This window comes from Gracilinema caldarium DSM 7334 (assembly GCF_000219725.1).
GTDB lineage: Bacteria > Spirochaetota > Spirochaetia > Treponematales > Breznakiellaceae > Gracilinema > Gracilinema caldarium.
The window spans coordinates 587,918-608,698 of sequence record NC_015732.1 but is presented as its reverse complement, the minus strand read 5'-3'; the positions used below and the strand labels follow the sequence as shown (position 1 = coordinate 608,698).

Sequence of the window (20,781 nt, the reverse complement as noted above, 5' to 3'; positions counted from 1 at the left end):
CTTACGATCGATCGATAAGGCGGCGGAGCACCGTATCGTTCTGCCGCCAGTCCGAGGCAACTTTGACCCTGAGGTCCAGTTCCACCTTCCAGTCAAATATCCGGTGCAGATCCTTTTGAGCACTCTGCCGAATTGTTTTTATCATCTCGCCGCCCTTACCAACCACAATACCCTTCTGGGATTCCCGCTCTACGAGAATAAAAGCGCGAACCCAGAGGCGGCGCCCCTCGTCCCGCAGCTCCGTATCAGCCACTTCCACATAGATTGAATGGGGCAGTTCTTCCCGTAAATTATTGATGGCCTTTTCCCGGATAATTTCGGCAATCCGGAACTGAACATCCTGGTCGGTATAGGTATCTTCCGGGTAGAGCCGGGGGCCTTCGGGGGCAAGGGAAAAGAGCAGACGCAAGAGCTCTTCTACCCCGGTACCATTTTTAGCAGATAATTCACATTGCCGTTCCCTGGGAATACCAGGAAGTTTTTCCTGTAAAAAAGCGTACACAGCGGCCGTATCGGCCCGTTTATCATCAATTTTATTCAGGGCTATAACGGTTCGATCCGGATAGGCTCGGCTGTATTGTACTGCCCGAGCAAGTTCTTCCTCTTCTTTCCCCACCAGCCGGGATGCATCGATGAGGTACAGGGTCAGCTCCGATTCTTCCAGAGCCCGGTCGGATAACTCAACCAGCTTACGGTTCAGTTTTTTTTCAGAGATATGCCGCCCGGGGGTATCTACAAACACCAGCTGGCCCTCTTCCCGGGTCACAATACCCCGAATCGTATTTCGGGTGGTCTGTGGAACCAGGCTGACGATAGAGACCTTCTGACCACAGAGGGTGTTAATAAGGGTAGATTTTCCGGCGGAGGGCCGGCCAACAACGGCTACAAAGGCTGATTTTTCTGCCATATAGAATCCTGTTTCGTTTGAATATCTTTCAAAAAAGTATATATTTTGAAAGTCTCTAGATTATGATTATATTGTATTCTATCTGCAAGCGGCTATATTCGTTTCCGCTTAACCTTGGTAAGTCTATATAATCAACCGTTGACTTTTAATAGGAGAGCAGAACATGTATAAAGCCCTGCCAAACGAATTACTACAATACTTTCTCTATTTTTGTTTTTCTGCCTTTTTAGGCTGGATCCTTGAGTCGACCTATCGATCTATAATAGAAAAACGGTTCGTTAATGCGGGTTTTCTTTCTGGTCCTTTTGTACCGATATACGGATTTGGAGCTTTGATCATTGCCTTTATAGGGCGCTTTTTAGCTAATCTTCCACCGTTTTTATTTTGGGTTATCCTTTTGTTGTCTCCTACAGTTTTAGAATATTTCTCCGCAGTTATTTTGGAAAGCTACTTTGGGTTAACCCTCTGGGATTATAACCATGAATTTTTGAATTTTCAGGGTCGCATTTGTCTTAAGTTTTCTATTTTTTGGACTTTTCTTGTACTTTTTACAAACCGTATTCTGGAACCCTTGGTGTTTATTAAAATTGCTGAATTAGGGCCCTACCTTACCCATTTTTTAACAGGGGCAATGTTGATGTATTTCATAATTGATACATTCCATTCGATCAGAGCAGTATTTAACTTTAAAGCGGTGATTGTCGATTTACAAAAACTGCTTGAATCAGGAGAAAAATTCGTCACCAGTTTCGATTTAATTCCCAAAGCCCTTGGAACTGCAGAAGGTCTGAAGCAAAAATTACCACTGGAACTTAAACGCTTATTAAAACCCATAAGGGCTTTCCCGGTTCTCCAAAAAGAGCTCCAGGCCCGGTTCGCCGTATTCCCTGAATGGATTAAAGAACAGCTAGAAAAAAGAATGGGGAAATAAGTTGGGATTCTACTAGAATTCACCAGCAAAACATCGAAAAACGAAGTAGTACATTCATTACTGAAGGCTTCTAAAAATCGATTTTTTTAGAAGTTACCTATTTTCTACTATTGTTTAGGCCGTAAAATATGTTCCCCGGTCTTTACATACACCAGGGTATCCGGGGGTACCGATTCGGTAACCCACACATTGCCGCCAATAACAGAACCCCGGCCAATAACCGTTTTGCCGCCTAAAATTGTGGCCCCGGAATAAATCGTTACATCATCTTCTATGGTGGGGTGCCGCTTGGTATCGGCTTCATCTTTTTTGACTGAAAGAGCACCCAGGGTAACTCCCTGATATATCTTCACATTTTTGCCGATTACTGTGGTTTCCCCTATAACAACCCCCGTGCCGTGATCGATAAAAAAGGATTCACCAATCGTTGCTCCCGGGTGAATATCGATTCCGGTACGACCATGAATAATCTCACTCATCATTCGTGGAATCAGTGGTACCTCTCGCACCCAGAAATAATGGGCTAAACGGTGCACCGCTATTGCCTGGAGGCCTGGATAAGCAACAATGACTTCCTCAATGCTCTTTGCTGCCGGATCACCCCGGTATGCAGCAGCAACATCGAGGCTGAGAACTCGCCGGATTTCAGGAAGCTGTGTAAAAAAATCTTCCACAATCATTTCGGCCATGGTCCTGCAGCCAATACCTTCACAGGAAAAATGGTTAGTCCTGCAAGAAAAGGAAAGACTTTTTTCGATTTCATTGCTCAATTTTCTTGCGGTCCGAAAGACCCGTTCGGCGGTGGTAAGCTGAAGACTTTCCTGGTCAGGCAGTTCACTCTCTCTGAAACCGGGGAAAATGATAGCATCAAGGTCAGCGAGAATATCTTCTATACTTTCACGGCTGGGAAGATTGGGGCCATTACAGTGATTAATAAGACCAAAATCTTCATAGGATGAAACTAGCGCGCTCACACTTTCTGATAATCGTTCCACAGAGGTTTACCCCTTATTATCTACATTATATCTATTTTTATCAAAAATAGAAGAGGCTATGAATCAGCCTATAGACCTCTATTCATGTTCCGGTGTTAACGATGACGCCACAGATGAGAAAAAATATGGTTTCTGAAAAAGTTTTGTATATCTTGCAGATGTGCTAATGTATATTGTTCCCCAACCGTTATAAGATGTTTTGCCCGGGAAAAATCAAAAGGGGTTGCAGCATCTTCTGGGTATAACGTCAGGGTCGCCCGGTCCGCATCGCCCCGCTGAATATGGGAAATGGCAACCTCAAGAGCCCGGTATACCACCTGAGGACCGGTTCTGAGGGTACTACGTTGGGCAAGCAGAAAGGCACCTACATCCACCGCAAGAACCCGGGAATACCCGAGCCCCCTGGCAATATGGACAGGTAGATTATTCACGAGGCCGCCATCAACCAGATATTGCGATCCTTCAATCAGCGGATCAAAAAAGGCAGGAAAGGCCATAGATGCCCGCATCGCCCTGGCTAGAGAACCGGACGAGAAAACAACCTCGTTGCCGGTTATCAGGTCCACCGCATTGCATCGAAACGGAATGGAAAGACTTTCTATAGTTTTGCCTTGGGTTAATTCTTCAAGAAAGGCCAGGATTCGGTTTCCTGAATCGATGCCGGGCCTTGTAGCAAATCGGCTGATCATCTGCCCCGTTTCCATAAGCCGGCCCATGGGACCGGACAGATGGAAACGGGAACTATCCAAATAACGACGGATATCAAATTGATGAACCGCAATGTTCTCAAGTTCTTCTGGGGAGTATCCGCAGGCATAGAGGCCCCCCACTATAGCCCCCATAGAAGTGCCCACAACAAGGCTTGGTTTGGGGTAGCCCCAGGCCTCAAGGGCCTTGAGGACTCCTATATGCATAAACCCCTTGGCGCCGCCCCCTGAAAGAACCAGCGCCCAGCGCACCGAGCGGTTCATCAACCTAGCCCTATACTACCGGTCGCATCCGGAACAGCCGGCACAGCCTGAGCCCTGGTCATCCCCTACGGCTACGGGCTCTTCAGTTTCCCCTTGGACTGACAGGGGTGTAACTTGTATGGCTTTTCTGGACTCTACTGTTTCCACTGCGGCCATGTGGCCAGTAACAGAGACCCCTGCCGATCCAGCCTGGTCCACCAGGGATGACAGGTCCTGGTTACCCTTGAACCGGAGCACATTGACCATAAAGATATTGAGCTTATTGATGATGTTCGGCGGCAGGAGGTTGCCATCCACTTCTACTGAAAGAGTAGGATAGTTCCGATCCCGGGCCCAGGGGGTAAAGAGGCCTTCGATTACCCGGCCAATAAGGCAGGCAAAGGGTGAAATATTCACAATACCTGAATACCCGTGCTGCATGGCCGTAGCGGCCACACCGGAGGATACGGCAATTTCAGAGTTCAGTTCCAGATTAACAAAATGCTCCTGGGTGTTCTGCATAATCAAATCCATATCATGGGGTGTTTCAGGAATAAGCCCGGTGGGTTCCAGAATAGAGAGGACCTTTTTTTCCACCGCATGCTTCCACCACTCTTCTATGCGGAGCTTGGCCAGGTCCCGGGCAGGCTTGGAGAACCAGCGTGTTGCCGGTGGCTGCAGCTTAATGAGTTTATTCAAGGCATAGCGGCGTACAAAGTCGAGATAATGAATCCATTCTGCAATACCGGACACCTTTACCGCGATACCCCGTTCACTCATGAGATCGATGAGCTCGCCGACCGCAAAGTCATCCCGGCGGACATAGATTTCACCCACCACCAGGACCTTGGGACACTCAGAGAGCTTTCGCTTTAAGGGAATTTTCTTTACATCTTCAGCGATACGGCGCAGTTCCACCCAGAGCTTTTTGGGGTTCTTTTCGATAACATCCATCATCTTTTTCCAGGATTCCTCAAAATCCTGTACCGCCTTTTCGGGATCTGCCGCAGTGGCTTTCAGAGCTGTCTGGATATCCTTGAGGTAGTCCGTAACCACAAGGCCCTTCCACATATCCTTGGCAAAATCGGGTCCCAACTCGGTGTAGGAATTATCCGCCGACAGGGTAAAGACCACCACGTTTTCGAGCCTGAGGTCCCGGAAAAGGTTTTCGTAATACACATAATACTGGCCAGTCCGGCAGGGACCGGTCGTGATAGGCACAAAGAGGAGATAGAGTTCGTCTTTGCGATACTTTTCAGAGGCAAAATACCGGAGGGCACTGCCGAGCACCAGGTGACTGGGGACACATTCCTTCCCTGAAGCATGAGCGCGGGCAACCTGGATGGTCCTGAAGTCTGCCACCGGCAGGGCTTCTGAATTCAGGCCTACGCCCCGGAGCATGGCCGCCATGAAACTGGTGGACACATTGCCCATATTGGAAAGCAGTATCTTGACCCGGGGATTATTTCGGACTGGCACTTTTTCGCCGGTCTTTTTATTCACCACCCGGAGGTCTTCGCCGCCGCCGTATTCGAACTTCCAGCCATTATCATAGCGTTCCTTTTCCATCTCGAACTTTTTGGCCCGATAGCCGTCGATAATATCCAGGAAGGCTTCGACCCGGGTATCGATACCCGCATCGGCCGAGTGGGAGTCCAGTTCCAGAACCAGGAAGGGCTTCTGCCCCATGATCCACTTAAGGTAGTGAAGCATGAAAGAGTCCGGCGCACAGGAGAAGTTGGTAATCCAGGTAACATAGACATTCTCTTCACCCTTGAGCATATTGGCGGCCCGCATGTCCTGCTGGCCGTAGTACCAATACATGTTGGGGAACTGGTTTGGCTCTTCATCCAGGGGAAGGATATCAAAGGGAATGACCGAATAGCCCCGGGTAGTAAATTTACGGGGAATACCCATGTTGGCTTCGGCGGTAAAGGCATTGTAGGGCCTGCCGAGAATGGCAATCACCGGCCGATTAGCCCTGCGGGCCTCATCCAGGGCTTCCTGACCGAGCTTTTTAGCCGCCGCAAAGTATTCCCGCTGTTTTGCCAGAGCCTTTTCAAAGGCCGCTTTGGTTTCAGCTTCGCCAATTCCAAGCTGAGCGGTCATGGTGGTAAAGAGTTCCAGGGCTTTTTTGTCCCCAAATTTAAAGCTCACCACCAGGGGCAGAAGCCGTTTTTCATCCACATCGGGGAAGGCCTTTTTGATATAATAGGGCAAACTCTGGGTTATGGGACAGAAATTGGCGTGCACATCATCTTCGTAGCTCGGCATATCCCGGAAATGGGGCAGAAGAATATAATCGGCCCCCTTGTTCAAACAGTCCTGCACCGCCCCATGGGCAATTTCTGCGGGGAAACAGTAACTGCTTTCTGCCCGGGCCACCCCTTCGTGGGCCACCTCATCGGACAGGAAGGTCTTAATACCCAATTCATGGAAGAACCAGGAATAGAGGGGATAGAGGGTGTGGACCGAGAAAGCCCTTGGAATACCTATGGTGTAGTTTCGCTTTGCAACAAAGGTATCCGCTTTCGGTGCATATTCGGTAAAGAGCAATTCATTCCGTTTTGCCACATAGTCAAATACGGGAACATCCTTTACGGCCTTGCGCATATTGGTATACTTGTTACAGCGGCCGCCGAACATGTAGGAGTGGTCATTAACTTTCAGGACCTGGATGGGACAATTGTTATCACAGGACTTGCAGGTAAAGACCCGGTCATAGCCGATTTCACGGGAGAGGATTTCATCAATATCGATACGAACCTCTGACAGGAGCCCTTCGGCCTGTTTCCGCTTTGCCAGGAGGGCCACACCAAAACAGCCCATCAGTTCCGGTGAGGGGGGAACGAGGATTTCCTTATCGAGCATCATGGCAAAGGCGAGGGGTACCGCCTGGTTTTTGGCGACCCCGCCCTGGAGGAATATCTTACCGCCGATGGTCCGGTTTCCTACCACCCGGTTCAGGTAGTTTGATACAATGGAACAGACAATACCGGCGGTTATGTTTTCCCGGCTGGCCCCCTGCTGAACGGCCTTTCGGATATCTGAGTTAATGAAGGCAGAACAGTGTTCGCCGAATTTCAGGGGTGCATCGGCCATGAGGGCAATGGGGGCGATATCCTTGGCGCTGTGAATGGAAAGGTCTCCCGCGGCGGATTCTTCCAGGAAGGAACCCGTACCGGCGGAGCAGGCCTCGTTCATGGCATAGTCGATGGGAACGCCGTTTTTAAGAAGTACATACTTTGCATCCTGGCCCCCGATTTCGAATATGGTCTCGACCGTGGGATCAAAATAGGTGGTGCCCACCGAATGGGCGATAATTTCGTTGTACACCCCGGGAGTTTCCAGGAAAACCCCCAAGATTTCCCGGGACGAACCGGTGGTCGATACCAGGCGGATATCAACTTTTTTGCTGCCCGTATCGGCCAGAACTTTGTCCTGAATAACCTTAAGGCATTCCTTTAAGGCCTTTACCGGGTCGCCGTGGGTGCGGCCATAATGGCTCGCCACAATTTCGTCGGTTTCCATATCCACAAGACAGGCCTTGGTGGTGGTGGAGCCCCCATCAACACCGAGGATATAGGGCCGGTTCGGCTGAACCTTGCCTTCGCTTTTTTCAAAGAACTTGACCTTGTCCTTCCAGTTATTGAGATTTCCCAGGGTACCGAAGCGGATCGTATTGGAGCGGAGGAGCTTATCCGCCTGTGGCAGGGGACTTCCTTCGGTAGCGGCAAGAACCGCAGCACCAAAGGCTTCGAAGACCGGTGCGACGGGGGGAATAATGAATTCGATATTCGGAGCCTTTTCCTTAATAAAGCGGATGATGTGCCGGTTCAGGGTAACCCCGCCCACCAGGACAACCTTGCCGGACTGAATTTTTGCCCGCTTTAAGAAGTCTATAACCTTAACCGCCATGACGTCCGACAGGGACAGCACAATGTCCTCTTTGGTGGCTTCCCGCTTATTCAGCCGGTGGGTACAGTCGCTCTTCATAAATACGGAACACCGGGAGGAAAGGGAAAGGACCTTGGCGGTGTCGGGCACCTTATCGATATCCTGCAGGGTCATGTTCATCCGGCCGAGCTGTTGTTTTAAGAATTCACCGGTACCGGAGGCGCACTTACTGCCGGAAAAGTTATTGATGATTTTGCCCTGTTCATTCATGCGGTAGACCACCAGGTCTTCACCGCCCATGCTAACCACCGCATCGGGTTTCAGATTCAGGGCCTTAAGGGCCGCCTCTACACAGAGGGGTTCCAGGGTACCGGCTACGCTGAACATAAAGCGACCTTCGTTACCGGTAACCAATGCAGGGGTTCCCTCTGAGATACGGCCTTCCGCGAGCAGTTTATGAACCACCGCGTTAAAATCCCCTTCATGGGGGAGCGATGCAGTCCAAAGGGGTATATTATTTTCAGCAAGAACCATTTTCAGGCTTGTCGAACCGATGTTGATTCCGAGTGAGCGCATAGTAGACCTCGTTTTATTTATAGCGGCAGCTGAGCCTTTTTAGATCACAGCTATCGCTTTATATGTAAAACTATAGTAACAAAGCGCACTATTTGTATCAATAGAGGTAAAGGGATATACCGCGGTACTGTAAACAATCAGAAAGCATCGCACTCTAAAAGGTTATCTTCAGGGTCGTACCAGGACCGTTTTGAACATCCAGACAGCCTTTGATTTGCTGAACCAGGGTTTCTATCAGGGTAAAGCCCAATGATTTTTGAGCCCTTTCCTGCCAGTTTTCGGGAAGTCCCGGACCGTCATCGGCAATGATGAATTGCCGTTGTCCATCCCTGAGTCGTTTCAGGCTGATGCGAAGCTGACCCTTGTCCCTGTCTGCATAGGCATATTTAAAAGCATTGGTAACCGCTTCATTAAAAATAAGGCCCAGGGGCGTGGCTATATCCAGGCTCACTTCCATCGGGTCTAGATCCATGGAGATAGCTACATGGAGCCGGATTTCATAAAAGGCCGTAGATAGTTCATCTAGTAAATGTTCAAAATAGGTTTTCATTTCTATTGATGAAAGACTTTCTGACCGATATAAGAGCTCATGTACCTGAGCCATGGTTCTGATCCGTTGCTGGGTTTCTTCCAGCAACGCCTGGTCCTGCTCATTGCTGAGCGCACTGGCCTGCAGTTGAATGAGGCTCGAAACCACCTGGAGGTTGTTTTTTACCCGGTGGTGGATTTCTTTAAGGAGGGTTTCCTTTTCCCGCAGGGATTGGGCCAGTTGTTTTTTTATCAGGTGTTCTTGAGTGATATCCCGGACAATAAAAAGAACCAGATCAGTATCAGCGGCAAGCCGGACAATACGGGCTTCAAAAAAGCGGCGGCCTTCAATCACCTCCAGCTCATATTCAATAACCACCACATCCTTTGTGTCCAGAGCCCTGGCTATGGCGGCTTTCATCGCTGAGACGATTGATTCCGGCAGGCCGACATCGGAGATGGTACTACCCAAAAGCGCGCTTTCCTGTTTTATAAGAATCCCTGGGTTCGAGGTTTTAATTTCGATATACCGGCCTTCCCGGTCAAAAATCAGGAACAGGTCCGGAAGAGCGCTGATAAAGGCCCGGTTTTTCCGTTCGCTGGCCAGGAGGGCTCTGTTTTTCTGGATAAGCTCAGCGGTTCGGCGGGCTACTTCCAGGCGCAGGGCTAGAATAAAGAGGGACAGGATAACCACGACACCCAAAGCTATAGCAAGCACAATAAGAAAGGGCACCCAATTAATGGTTCGGCTTATCGGCTGACCCATCCAGCGATCATTAATTTCTGTAAATACTGACGGAGGGATTGCTGAAAACCCATCAAGTAACACCTTATAGAGGTCCCGCCCATCGGGCAGGGGCTTTCGCTCTTTCAGAACAGCCCGGTGGAAACGGCCGCTGTATAAAGAAAAGGCTTTGCGGAAATCCTGATCCAGCCCATATTTATATAAAAAATATTCTGCCGGAGGTTCATCAATACAAAAAACTCGCATCTCATGGTTCTTTGCAGATCGAATGATTGTTTCATAGCTGGGAAAATATAGAAAATCTTGTAGCCCCTTCTCTTTAAGAACTTCGATCGCCGCATCTCCCTCCTTAACAGCGATACGGAACCCTTTGAGATCCTGTATCTTCGCAATGCCAGAAATGCTTTTATTAAAATAGACCGAGACCGAAACATCCGCATAGGGGGCAAGAAAATCATAGATCCGTTCCCGTTCAGGGGTCCTAAACATAGAATCAATAACATCGGCCCGGCCAGCCTTCATCTCTTCCTGGGCATTAGCCCAGTCCATCGCATCGAACTGAACCTTAATACCTGTAACAGAAGACCAGGCCTGCCATTGTTCAGGAATAATTCCCTGAATGGCTCCCGTTTCGTCACGGAACACATAGGGCGGATAGTTATCGTCGCAGACTACACGGATTTGTAAAATTGGTTTTTCTTTTTTTATATCATCTTGCGGAAAAAGGGGTACCACTATAAAGAGAAGGCCCCAAACCGCAAGGAACCGGATATTTCGCATATCCTTACTCTACACCAGAATTGAGAAAAAAGCAAAAACTAAGGCTATAGAACTGGAGTATGAATCTGTAAAGGCACCTTAAAGGGAATTACACAAAGAGTATTGCCTCAAGGAGTCCTCCAATATAAACCAGGCTCTGGAGGATAAATATCTTGGAAATGCTTTGCATGTTGGGGCCTTTGGTATCATGAGAATACCCCCGCTGATGCATCTTTGCATATTCCGTAAGTATTAAAATGAGGGCTGGCAGTGTTAAGTACAACGAAAGCTGCGGAAGAATATTGCGGTAGGCTAAAAAGGCCAGCATTAGTAATCCTACAAGCCCTTCAATATACACTAACAATTGGGCTCCCTTTACTCCGAGCACTATGGCCATGGTCCTACGACCTGCCGCCCGATCCCCAACCATATCACAGGCATTATTGACTGAAAGAATCGCTGCTATGGCAAGGCTTTGGGGAATGGCTACCAGAAGGGCTGGCTGGTCCAATCGCCCTGTTAAAATATAATAGTTAATAATAAAAAACACAAATCCTAAAAAGCCACCAGCAAAGAGTTCTCCCCAGGGGGTTGATGAAATAGGCCGGCTTCCACCGCTATAAAAAAAACCTACCAGTAAGGACAGGGATCCTAAAATCAGGACCAGAGGGCCAGTCATTAAGATAATGATACCCCCCAACATACAAGCAACCACATAACAAAGGATACTGACCAGCAGGGCTGAGCCAGGGGAAACCCCTTCATGTATAATAACCTTAGCCGATTCCCGATTAAACCGGGGGTCATCCACATTGCGGTACCAGTCAAAATAACTGTTAAAACCGGTGGTGCCCATGTCGACCGCCAGAGCTGCAGTCAGTACCAGAACAGCTAAAAGGGGTGATACGGTTCCAGCCACATAGATGCTATAAAGTAAACTAATAATGTAGGTTGATAAACTAACAATCTTAGTACGTAATTCCACGATTCCAGAAAATTGTGTAAAGGTCATAATAGTACTGTACTATATAATGAAGCACTTATGCAATTATTGGACTTTTTGAGGCTGTGCCCTTAGAATTAAAGGAAACGATGAAAAGTAGAAAGGGGATTTTTATCTCCATACAGAAAGCGCAGTACTATATCGTCCTCATATCACTTATTCCAGCCCTTATCATTATTAGTATTTCCGAGAACAAACGAGCTCATCAGTGGGAAACGATTACAGCCCAAGAAGCCCTGAACCAGGCCAATAGTATTGCCCAATTTCAGTACAGCATCACCGAATCTACCCGCCAAATGCTAGCCACATTGGCGGCCCTCCCAGAATTTAAAGAGCTCAATACCATTGCCATGAAGCCCATACTACAAAACATACACGCTCAGAATAATGCATATTTAAATTTTACCGCCCTCAATGCACAAGGAGTAATAATGGCTTCTTCGAGGCTTGAACCGGGAGTAAGTCTGAAAGGGCGGCCTCATATCGAAGCAGTCCTGCGAAATGCCCGCTTTTCCCCCGGCTCCTATATCGTTGGACTGGTAGAAAACACCCCATCATTTTCCTATGCATATCCAATCATTTCAGAACAGGGAGCATTGATTGGAGCTATCGCTGCAACCTACAAACTCAGTTCATATGAAACCTATATCAAGGAGCTTACCATTTCAAAAGATACCGTCTTGGGAATTGTGGATCGCTATGGGACCCGGCTTTTCTATTATCCCCCCAGTGCAACAAACCCTCTTGGAAAACCAATAAAATATGAAGTATGGGAACGAATGCTGCAAGGTAAAGAACGGGATGTGTTTTTAATGAGCGGTTCCGATGGGATAAAACGCTTCTATGCCTATGCAAAATTAAAACTAGTCCCTGATGAACAACCCTATATGTATGTGGTATACGGTATTCCTTATCAGGTTATCATGGACAGAGTGCTACCTATCCTGTATCAGGAATTAGCCTTAATTCTTGGTACTATGGGATTGGCTATTCTGCTTACCCGGCTTAGTTATAAAAGCCTCTTTGGTCATAGACTTTCTGCCCTTATCGATTTTACAAGGTTTATTAGCCATGAACAGGAAACATTTCCGAAAATTGAACCAGATCCTACCAAAGACTTGGGAATTATTCAGAAGGCACTCTATTCAATGTACACAACGCTGCAAGATCAAAACCGTAAACAGCAGGAATATGATACAGCCTTGCAGAAGGCAATTCAGGAAAAAACACTGCTCATAAAAGAAGTACACCACCGGGTAAAAAATGATTTTCAGCTCATACAAAGCCTTATCAATCTGGAAAGTGTCAATTGTGAGAATATAGAAGCCTTCAAGGAAGCCATTGAAAGCCGCATTACCTCCATGTCATTGGTTCACCAAATGCTCTATGAAACAACAACCCAGGGTTGTATCGATTTAGCGATGTATGCCCGTGAAATTATTGGACTGCTTATCAATATTAAAGGGACGAATTTTCCCATCTCATTAGATTTTCAAACCGAAGCAATTCTTGCCCCGGTGGATACAGCGATTACCTTTGGACTCTTACTCAATGAACTTGTCATGAACAGTCTGAAACACGGTCTTTCATCGGAACAACCTTCCCGATTCACGCTGATTTTGACACGTCAAGTGACCCAGGTCCATCTCGAATTCAGTGATTCAGGGCCCGGTTTCCCTGATGATTTTTCCTTTGCTACATCGAAGGGCTTGGGGATACAATTAGCTATAGGACTTGCAGAACAACTGGGTGGAACCCTGCGCTGGGAGAATAATGAAGGAGCCCGCTTTATTCTGGACTTTCCCCACCCACCTATATAGTCTTGATACGATAAGCTTTTTAGGACAATCTATTCTCATGAAGCGGATCAACTCACAACCTCATGCGATTTCTCTTTTTTGGCTCTTTGCATGGATTAACACCATTACCCTCGGTGGCGGTTATGTCATTATACCAGTTATCGGGAATAGCCTAGAAAAACGAGGCTGGATGGATGAAGAAACCTATTATGATATTTTCGCCCAAGCCCAGGCATATCCCGGGCCCCTTGCCCTTTCAACCTCACTACTCGTAGGTATCAGACTCTGCGGCTTTTGGGGCGCCGCAGCTGCCTTTTTTGGTGTTATATTACCCCCCTTTCTTGTCATTATTCTTGTAAGCAGACTGCTTACTATCTATGGCTCATTGCCGATAGTAAAGCGATTTCTCGAAGGAGCCGGTGCAGTGGTTCCAGGTATTGTCGCGGCAATGGTTTGGAAAAACGGAAAACGTCTTTTTATAGATATGACCGGCAGGCAACAACTGATACGAATCCTTGAGTTAACTGTCCTGACCATCATTTTGGTTCTATTTCCCCGCTATAGTCTACCAATTCTCTTGGGAGGTATTGCCAGCATGTACATTCTGGAGGGGCTATGGAAACCCTCGAAGTAATTTGGACCTTTTTTAAAATTGGCATTATTGCCTTTGGTGGCGGCTGGTCTACCGTCGGAATTATCAAAAATGCGGTCGTGCCTCATTGGGTTGATGAAGAAAGCTTCCGATCCCTCATCGCCATCGCCCAATCTACCCCAGGCCCCATTGCCCTGAATGCGGCCACCATGGTGGGCTGGTATCACGGGGGATTCTTTACTGCCCTCCTAGCTACCCTGTCGGTGGTTACCTTCCCGGTCATCATGATTGCCCTAACGACCCTTTTAGCAAGCCGGATTACCCTGAACCAATTACAACTACAGGGGGCATTAAAAACAGGAAGCCTCGCGATGATGCTCATGACCCTCTGGGTGCTGCGGCCGGCTTCGGCAGATCCTTTATTGCTCCTGTTTGCTCTTATCACCTTTTATATTGGGGCTTTTACCAAAATAAACAGCCTTTGGGCTATTTTGGGAGCAGGTTTTTGTAATGCTTTTTTGGGACCGGTAATCCGATCACTCTGGGAAAAATAAAAAAAAAGCGCCTCTCAAAACGTTGTCAGTTTTAAGAAGCGCCCCCTTACAGGCAGTTGACCCCGGTTCGCCAGCAAAGCTAGAAAACCCGCAGATTTCTGGCTAGGATCAGATTACCGGGCCATCTACCAGCTACTTCCGGATGCTGTAGAAGGCATTACGGCCGGCGTATTCGGAAACACCTTCCAACATGTCCTCGATCCGCATCAGCTGGTTGTACTTGCAGATCCGGTCGGTCCGGCTCATGGATCCGGTCTTGATCTGGCCGGTTTCGAGGGCTACAACCAGGTCAGCGATGAAGCTGTCTTCGGTTTCTCCGGAACGGTGGGAAACAACAGCGGTGTATCCAGCCCGTTTTGCCATTTCGACAGTTTCGTAGGTTTCGGTAACCGTACCAATCTGGTTAACCTTAATCAGGATGGAGTTACAAGCACCAAGCTTAATACCCTTTTCGAGGTATTTCTTGTTGGTAACAAAGAGGTCATCCCCAACAATCTGAACCTTCTTGCCCAGAGCCTGGGTAATCTTTACATAACCATCCCAGTCATTCTGATCCAGGGGATCTTCCAGAGAAATGATGGGGTAATTGTTAACCCATTTCGTGTAGAGTTCGATCATTTCATCGCTGGTAAAGAGCTTGTCTGGATTGGATTTCCAGAACTTGTAGCCCTTTTTGCCGCCTTCTTCAAAGAGCTCACTGGCAGCAGCATCCAGGGCGATAGCAATCTGTTCACCGGGCTTGTAACCAGCCTTCTCAATGGCCTTCATGATAAAGCCCAGTGCTTCTTCGTTGGCAATATCGGGGGCAAAACCACCTTCATCCCCAACAGCGGTGTTCTTGCCCGCATCCTTTAAGAGTTTTTTCAGGGTGTGGAACACTTCGGCGGTCCAGCGAACCGCTTCCCGGATAGACTGGGCACCCACGGGCATAACCATGAATTCCTGGAAGTCAACCTTATTGTCCGCATGTTTACCACCGTTGATGATATTAGCCATGGGAACCGGAAGGAGATTGGCATGGAATGAACCCAGATACCGATAGAGGGGAATATCCAGATAGTTAGCCGCAGCCCGGGCAACTGCCATAGAAACACCGAGAATGGCATTAGCACCCAGCTTGCTCTTGTTTTCAGTACCATCGAGTTCGATCATGGTCCGGTCAATGTCAACCTGTTCCAGTGCATCGAGACCCTGGATTTCAGCGGCGATGATGTTGTTTACATTTTCTACAGCCTTCTGAACACCCTTCCCCATATACCGGGACTTGTCTCCATCCCGCAGTTCAACAGCTTCGTTTTCGCCGGTAGAAGCACCAGATGGTACCGCGGCACGTCCCATGGTTCCATCTTCAAGAACAACATCTACCTCGACGGTGGGGTTACCGCGGGAATCCAGGATCTCCCGGGCCTCAACATATTCAATGATACTCATATCATACTCCTTCTATAAAAGTTTCTCTAATTGTCTAGAAAGTAGGCCTCTCTGTCAACCATTCAAAAAACTTGACGTGTTCTACTATAAAATTTTACTATAGATTGATGCAGTTCGATTTAGATGAAGCACTACTCGACCAAATACTTTTTGCAATGGAAGACCAGGATGGGGAATTTCTCTTGGACACCCAGGAAGGGGTTATCTCTACCTTGGAAGAAATAGAAGAAAATGGCGGGGACGGCGAGGACGATGAGCGGTATATCCCTATTCCTGAATGGACCTCTAATGACGGGTTTAGATTAATGGAAAAATTCACTACTATTTTGCGAAATCCCCTCGTGAAAACCGAGCTGGCTAATGCCTTAGATCGAGGCCGAGGAGTGTTTCGTGCTTTTAAAGATACCCTTACGAACCATCCAGCCATTGAGCGTCTCTGGTATACTTTTAAGGAACGAGAAATGAAACGGGCAGTCCTGGACTGGTATAATGCGCTACGGGAAGAATGGGGTCTTGAACGTATTGGAGAAGAACCAGAGGAGACGGAAGACCTAATTTTGGAAGATTTCCGATTCCGTCCTGGAACAGTTCAAGATGAGGAACAGGCCCGAAAACTTCATCATGAATGTATCGTTGAATTGCAAACTCATTTCGAACGGAATAAGGGCGGCCCCATGCCGGATATTATATTAAGACAATCGTGCCCAACATGGCAGTTTCCTGGAGATATCAGTTTTGTAGCAGAAACAAACCGGGGAGATTTCGCAGGCTATATTTCCGCTTATCAACATAAGGAGCTTCTTAACATTGAAGCCCTTGAAATTTATACCGAATATAGAGGTCTTGGTCTTGCTGAATCTTTACTTATACAGCTCCTTCACTATATTAAAGACAAAAATAGGGATATTCGCTATGTACAGATCAGTTTGCCTTCCCTTTATGATGGTTTTTCCAGGGTCTTGTATAGATCTGGTTTTGAAATCTATGAGACTCAATATCTTTATACGATTAATAAAGGCCTTGAGTAAAACGATACAATATGCAACACTTAACCAATAAAATAGAATAAGGAGAAAAAAATTGTATGCCTCCTTTTACGAATGAAGAAGATGTAAAAGCTTTTCTTACAACAGTTATAGATTCCATAAAACAAAATGGAAATCCAGAGGTATTAAACCAATATCGTTCAGTCTTTCGTAAACAAGTACCCTTTTTTATGCGGTCCTATATTGCCGCATACTTAATTCAGCAGGCGGTGGAAGGTAAGAGGAAAGGCCGCAGATCCTATACGAAAAACCGAGGCCCCCTCTTAAAAAATCACAGTCCCTTGAGAACCGAATCATTCACCGAGGATGAGCAGAAGAAACAAAACCTCCCAGAGGAAGAATCGGCTCGTATTTTTATAAGTGTCGGCCGTAATCGCCACGTATTTCCACGGGAAATCCTATCACTCATCTTATCCGAAATTGATATTAAAAAAGAGGATATCGGACTGATTAGAATTTTAGACAACTATTCTTTTGTGCAAGTTCGAAAAGAATGGGCAGATGCCATTATAACTGCTCTGAACGGCAAGATTTTTAAAGGAAGATCGATTACGGTAAATCATGCCCGGACTCGAAACGAAGAGAACTCCTCCTCTGAAAAGTCAATCACAGCTTTTAATAGTATAGATAAAACACTAATGGACAAAACAGGATCAGAGGAATAGATTCTGTAACACAAAAAATACAATAATCATATTAACCATAATACCGAAGCCTACTGCTATGACAGCATATAGCACGAGCAGGAGGCTTCGGTTTTGATAAAACTGAATATCTTTACCAATTAAAGACTCAGCCACATAATCAACGTGATGTAATGGTGGTATTTGTTTTTGTAACTCATATATATCCCTGTTAGAACGATACTGCCGAGCTTTTCGCCACCATCGCCGATATATCGATGTAAAAAGCACCCCCGGTGGTAAAAGGGGAAGAATCGGGATAAAAGCTGCAGTCAATGCAACCAAAACAAAAAACCTTAGAGCTGGGCGTCCACTATAACACATTGTTATCAGAAGCTGTGAAAGCATACCAAGGGCAAGACTATATGAGGTGATACTATTCCAGTACTCATTTGGTTGACGAGCTGCTTTCATCACTCTGAAGATTACATCCTGTTCATCTCCGTCGAATAGTAACACAATGAGGGGCTCATCCTTTGTACTACAAAAGTAAGAACCTTCTAAGTTAGTGCAATAAGGTCCAAGAATATAAACCTTAGAATCTTCGAATACGAGAGGGAACCGAGTCCACTGTAGTCTCTGCAGAAAACCATCCTGTGAACCTTCTGGAGGAACCAGAAAAATCTGAGCCCAATTCATAGATACAGCTACAGTTACATCCTCATTTCGCACCCAGAGAAACCCCTTATCATTCACCGCTTCTATTGAACCAATACAGCGATACAGAGAAGGTTCTTCTGTTCTTAGACAAGAAAGTTGGTAGTTTAATAAAGGCATCTTCTGTAAAGTTAAAAAACGGGCTCTAAACTGCCGCCAATATCGTTGAACCCTAAAAGCACCAATAAGCGGAACAATTAAATACCAAAACAAGGCAAGGCCCGCAATGGCTAGAAAATCCTGGATTCTCAGGGTACTATTCCTCCATGCCACACTACAAAGTACATTCCATCGTGGTAGGCCCCATCGCTACCAACTGTTATATTATAGAAACCGACGAAATTGACACCACCACTAAACAAAAGACTGTCATTTTAATAGATCCGGGAGCGGATGCCTCAGCAATTATAGCACGGTTAAACGCTCTTAAAGTAGTTCCCCAACTTATTCTGTGCACCCATGGGCACTTTGACCATATCCTCGCCATACCCGAACTGGCACGCCATTATGGGGAACAACAAATAGCCCTTACGATAGCTATTCACCGGATGGATAAGGATTACCTTGGTAACACAGCCTTAATACGGCACCGGCGGGATCTGGCCGGGGTTGGAGGCCTTGCCTTTCTGGACCGTTTCCCAGCCCAGTTCCCTGAACCAACAAGAATTCTCGAAGAGGGAGACCGCATCGGTCCCTTTCAGGTGCTCCATCTCCCGGGACACACACCAGGTTCAGTTGCTTATTTTGATGAACAGAAGGGGATTCTTTTTTCTGGGGACACCCTCTTTGCAGGTGGGGTAGGCAGAACAGATTTGCCGGGAGGGGACGAAGTGGCCCTACAAGCCAGCCTGAGACGGCTCTTCAGCCTGCCGGGACACATCCGGGTTTACAGCGGCCATGGGGGCGATACCCGAATTGAACAGGAGCGGCCCCGGCAGGGCTGGCTGTAGTCCGCCAAAACCCATAAGCACCGGGACAATGCCCCCTGAAGCTCTTCTAAAACCTCTCTATTTAAGCAGGCAAATGGCTTAAAGATTCGGTGATACTGTAAGAATAATCTCCCAATTTTTCGATCCGGCGGATCAGATCGATATAGAGCAGTTCTGTTTTAACATCTGCACCGCTTTCTATATTTTTCCGGGCCAGTTTTTTCAGCTTACTCCGGAATTGGTCAATCTTTTCTTCCAAAGTCTTCGCATGTTCCAGATCATCCTGCAAGAGGGGCTTACCCAGGTGTTCCCGTACAAAGGCAAGGAAATCCCGAACCAGGAGAATGTAAGGTTCCAGGGAATCCAGTTCCTTCCGGTTAAACTCCATTTTTTTATGGTAGCTTCGCTGCAAGGTTAAGCTCAGACTGTAGCAATCATCGGTCATATCTTCTAGGTCTGCTACAATCCGCAACAGCTGATTTACCCGTTCTTCAGAACGGGGACTCAGCTGGGCCCGGGTACATTCGATCAGGAAGCGGCTGATCTGTTCCCGCATCTGGTCTGCATAATCTTCTTTTTGCTTCAACTGTTCTACGATATCATCAACAGTACCCCCATGTTTTGCATGCAGGGCTGTCTGAAATTGTTCAAACATAGTATGGACCAGGGATGCCAGATCCTGGATTTCCTTTTCCGCCCGGGGAATCTGCAGTTCCGGCGTTTCCTGTATGGAAGCGGCAGTATACGAAAGCCGGTATACGGGCTGTACTTCTGCAGGATCCTCTTTTACCAGCAGGGTCACCAGTTTTTCGAAGGGTTTTACAAAGGGAAGAAAGAGAATTGTATTGATGGTATTAAAAACCGTATGGAGCATGGCCAGATGGGTTGTTATAGCCGCCCCGGAAGGATCCCCTGGGGTGATCATATCAATTAAAAACAAGAAGGGCTCAAAAACAGCGAGGGCCCATACAGAACCAATAACATTAAAGAGTACATGAACCAAGGCAGCCCGTTTTGCCACAGCTTTAGCACCGATAGATGCCAGGAGCGCATCCACCGTGGTACCAATATTGGCCCCCAGAATCATCGCCGCTGCCATGGGAAAATCGATCATCCCATTAAAGGCCATGGTAATAACAATAGCAGTAGACGCACTGGAAGAATGGACGATGAGGGTAATACCCAGACCGACAGCGGCCCCAATCATCTCCGTTAAGAAGCCCAGATTGGAAACCGAAGCAATAAAAGCTATCGATTCGTGGTCAATTTTTGGAAGCGATTTTGTCAGGAAATCAAGACCGAGAAAGAGAAGCCCGAAACCAAGGATGGCTTCTCCCTGATCCTTAAAGCCCCATTTAATAGCCATGTACAACACAAAGCCAATACCAATCGCCGGGAGCGCCAGGGCACTGACGTTCATCTTAAAACCGATGAGGGAGACAATCCAGGCGGTAACGGTGGTACCAATGTTGGCACCCATGATGACACCGATAGATTGAAAGAGGCTGAGCAAGCCCGCATTGACAAAGGAAACAACCATAACTGTGGTGGCTGAGGAAGACTGGATCAATACTGTGATTGCAAACCCAGTAAAAACCGCCATGAACCGGTTGCCGGTCATGAAATTAAGAATTCGCTGGAGCCGGTCTCCGGCGGTTTTCTGAATACCCTCACTCATTATTTTCATGCCAAAGAGGAAGAGCCCCAGACTTCCCAGAATACGCAATGCGATATCGATATAAACCATAGTAACAAAATACTAACTGATTTTTAACACTCTGTGAACAGGGGCCCGCACC

At 47.2% G+C, this 20,781-nt stretch carries 16 protein-coding genes; 7 read left to right on the top strand and 9 right to left on the bottom strand.

Features of this window, described 5'->3' with window-relative positions:
• Position 1: 1 nt before the first annotated feature.
• Entirely contained in the window at positions 2 to 907 is a 906-nt protein-coding gene (era, locus tag SPICA_RS02835) for a GTPase Era (protein ID WP_013968031.1), read from the bottom strand.
• A 163-nt stretch (positions 908 to 1,070) separates the two neighbouring features.
• On the opposite strand from era, the gene SPICA_RS02830 reads away from it, so the two are divergent.
• Positions 1,071 to 1,838, top strand: coding sequence for a putative ABC transporter permease (locus tag SPICA_RS02830; protein ID WP_013968030.1), 768 nt, complete (start codon positions 1,071 to 1,073; stop codon positions 1,836 to 1,838).
• 107 nt (positions 1,839 to 1,945) lie between these two features.
• On the opposite strand, the gene epsC is transcribed toward SPICA_RS02830, so the two are convergent.
• The 5 genes from epsC to SPICA_RS02805 form a co-directional block, all read right to left on the bottom strand.
• Positions 1,946 to 2,833 carry a serine O-acetyltransferase EpsC gene (gene epsC, locus SPICA_RS02825; protein WP_013968029.1) on the bottom strand — a complete coding sequence of 296 codons (888 nt, stop codon included), beginning with the start codon at positions 2,831 to 2,833 and terminating at the stop codon, positions 1,946 to 1,948.
• 95 nt (positions 2,834 to 2,928) lie between these two features.
• On the bottom strand, positions 2,929 to 3,804 hold the full coding sequence (locus tag SPICA_RS02820; protein ID WP_013968028.1) for a patatin-like phospholipase family protein: 876 nt from the start codon (positions 3,802 to 3,804) through the stop codon (positions 2,929 to 2,931).
• 15 nt (positions 3,805 to 3,819) lie between these two features.
• Positions 3,820 to 8,256, bottom strand: a complete 4,437-nt coding sequence (locus SPICA_RS02815) for an acyl-CoA dehydratase activase (RefSeq protein WP_013968027.1) — start codon at positions 8,254 to 8,256, stop codon at positions 3,820 to 3,822.
• Positions 8,257 to 8,410: 154 nt separating this feature from the next.
• The gene (locus SPICA_RS02810) at positions 8,411 to 10,309 is read right to left on the bottom strand and encodes a histidine kinase dimerization/phosphoacceptor domain -containing protein (protein WP_013968026.1); all 1,899 of its coding nucleotides are present in this window, start codon (positions 10,307 to 10,309) and stop codon (positions 8,411 to 8,413) included.
• Positions 10,310 to 10,397: 88 nt separating this feature from the next.
• A complete protein-coding gene (locus tag SPICA_RS02805; protein WP_013968025.1) occupies positions 10,398 to 11,300 on the bottom strand; it encodes a prenyltransferase in 903 nt (300 codons plus the stop codon).
• An 80-nt stretch (positions 11,301 to 11,380) separates the two neighbouring features.
• Between SPICA_RS02805 and SPICA_RS02800 the strand changes: the two genes are divergently transcribed.
• Genes SPICA_RS02800 through SPICA_RS02790 form a run of 3 tightly spaced genes read left to right on the top strand, consistent with a single transcriptional unit; the run spans position 11,381 to position 14,236 of the window.
• Positions 11,381 to 13,111: a sensor histidine kinase gene (locus tag SPICA_RS02800; RefSeq protein ID WP_013968024.1), complete on the top strand. Its 1,731-nt coding sequence runs from the start codon at positions 11,381 to 11,383 to the stop codon at positions 13,109 to 13,111.
• A gap of 37 nt (positions 13,112 to 13,148) precedes the next feature.
• Positions 13,149 to 13,724: a chromate transporter gene (locus tag SPICA_RS02795; protein ID WP_013968023.1), complete on the top strand. Its 576-nt coding sequence runs from the start codon at positions 13,149 to 13,151 to the stop codon at positions 13,722 to 13,724.
• Entirely contained in the window at positions 13,706 to 14,236 is a 531-nt protein-coding gene (locus SPICA_RS02790) for a chromate transporter (protein WP_013968022.1), read from the top strand. Before SPICA_RS02795 ends, SPICA_RS02790 begins: the two co-directional genes overlap by 19 nt.
• A gap of 132 nt (positions 14,237 to 14,368) precedes the next feature.
• On the opposite strand, the gene eno is transcribed toward SPICA_RS02790, so the two are convergent.
• Positions 14,369 to 15,667: a phosphopyruvate hydratase gene (gene eno, locus SPICA_RS02785; protein WP_013968021.1), complete on the bottom strand. Its 1,299-nt coding sequence runs from the start codon at positions 15,665 to 15,667 to the stop codon at positions 14,369 to 14,371.
• Positions 15,668 to 15,774: 107 nt separating this feature from the next.
• Between eno and SPICA_RS14635 the strand changes: the two genes are divergently transcribed.
• Together SPICA_RS14635 and SPICA_RS02775 are read left to right on the top strand one after the other, a co-directional pair.
• Positions 15,775 to 16,695, top strand: coding sequence for a GNAT family N-acetyltransferase (locus tag SPICA_RS14635; protein WP_013968020.1), 921 nt, complete (start codon positions 15,775 to 15,777; stop codon positions 16,693 to 16,695).
• A gap of 56 nt (positions 16,696 to 16,751) precedes the next feature.
• Complete coding sequence (locus tag SPICA_RS02775; protein ID WP_013968019.1) at positions 16,752 to 17,378, top strand: DbpA RNA binding domain-containing protein; 627 nt, start codon at positions 16,752 to 16,754, stop codon at positions 17,376 to 17,378.
• Here the strand turns inward: SPICA_RS02775 and SPICA_RS02770 are convergent.
• Positions 17,367 to 18,326: a hypothetical protein gene (locus SPICA_RS02770; protein ID WP_041396121.1), complete on the bottom strand. Its 960-nt coding sequence runs from the start codon at positions 18,324 to 18,326 to the stop codon at positions 17,367 to 17,369. The genes SPICA_RS02775 and SPICA_RS02770 overlap by 12 nt on opposite strands.
• Here SPICA_RS02770 and SPICA_RS02765 point away from each other — a divergent pair.
• On the top strand, positions 18,320 to 19,003 hold the full coding sequence (locus SPICA_RS02765; protein ID WP_013968017.1) for an MBL fold metallo-hydrolase: 684 nt from the start codon (positions 18,320 to 18,322) through the stop codon (positions 19,001 to 19,003). The two genes, SPICA_RS02770 and SPICA_RS02765, sit on opposite strands and share 7 nt — an antisense overlap.
• A gap of 61 nt (positions 19,004 to 19,064) precedes the next feature.
• Here the strand turns inward: SPICA_RS02765 and SPICA_RS02760 are convergent, their stop codons facing one another.
• Positions 19,065 to 20,729 carry a Na/Pi cotransporter family protein gene (locus SPICA_RS02760; protein ID WP_013968016.1) on the bottom strand — a complete coding sequence of 555 codons (1,665 nt, stop codon included), beginning with the start codon at positions 20,727 to 20,729 and terminating at the stop codon, positions 19,065 to 19,067.
• Positions 20,730 to 20,781: the final 52 nt, after the last annotated feature.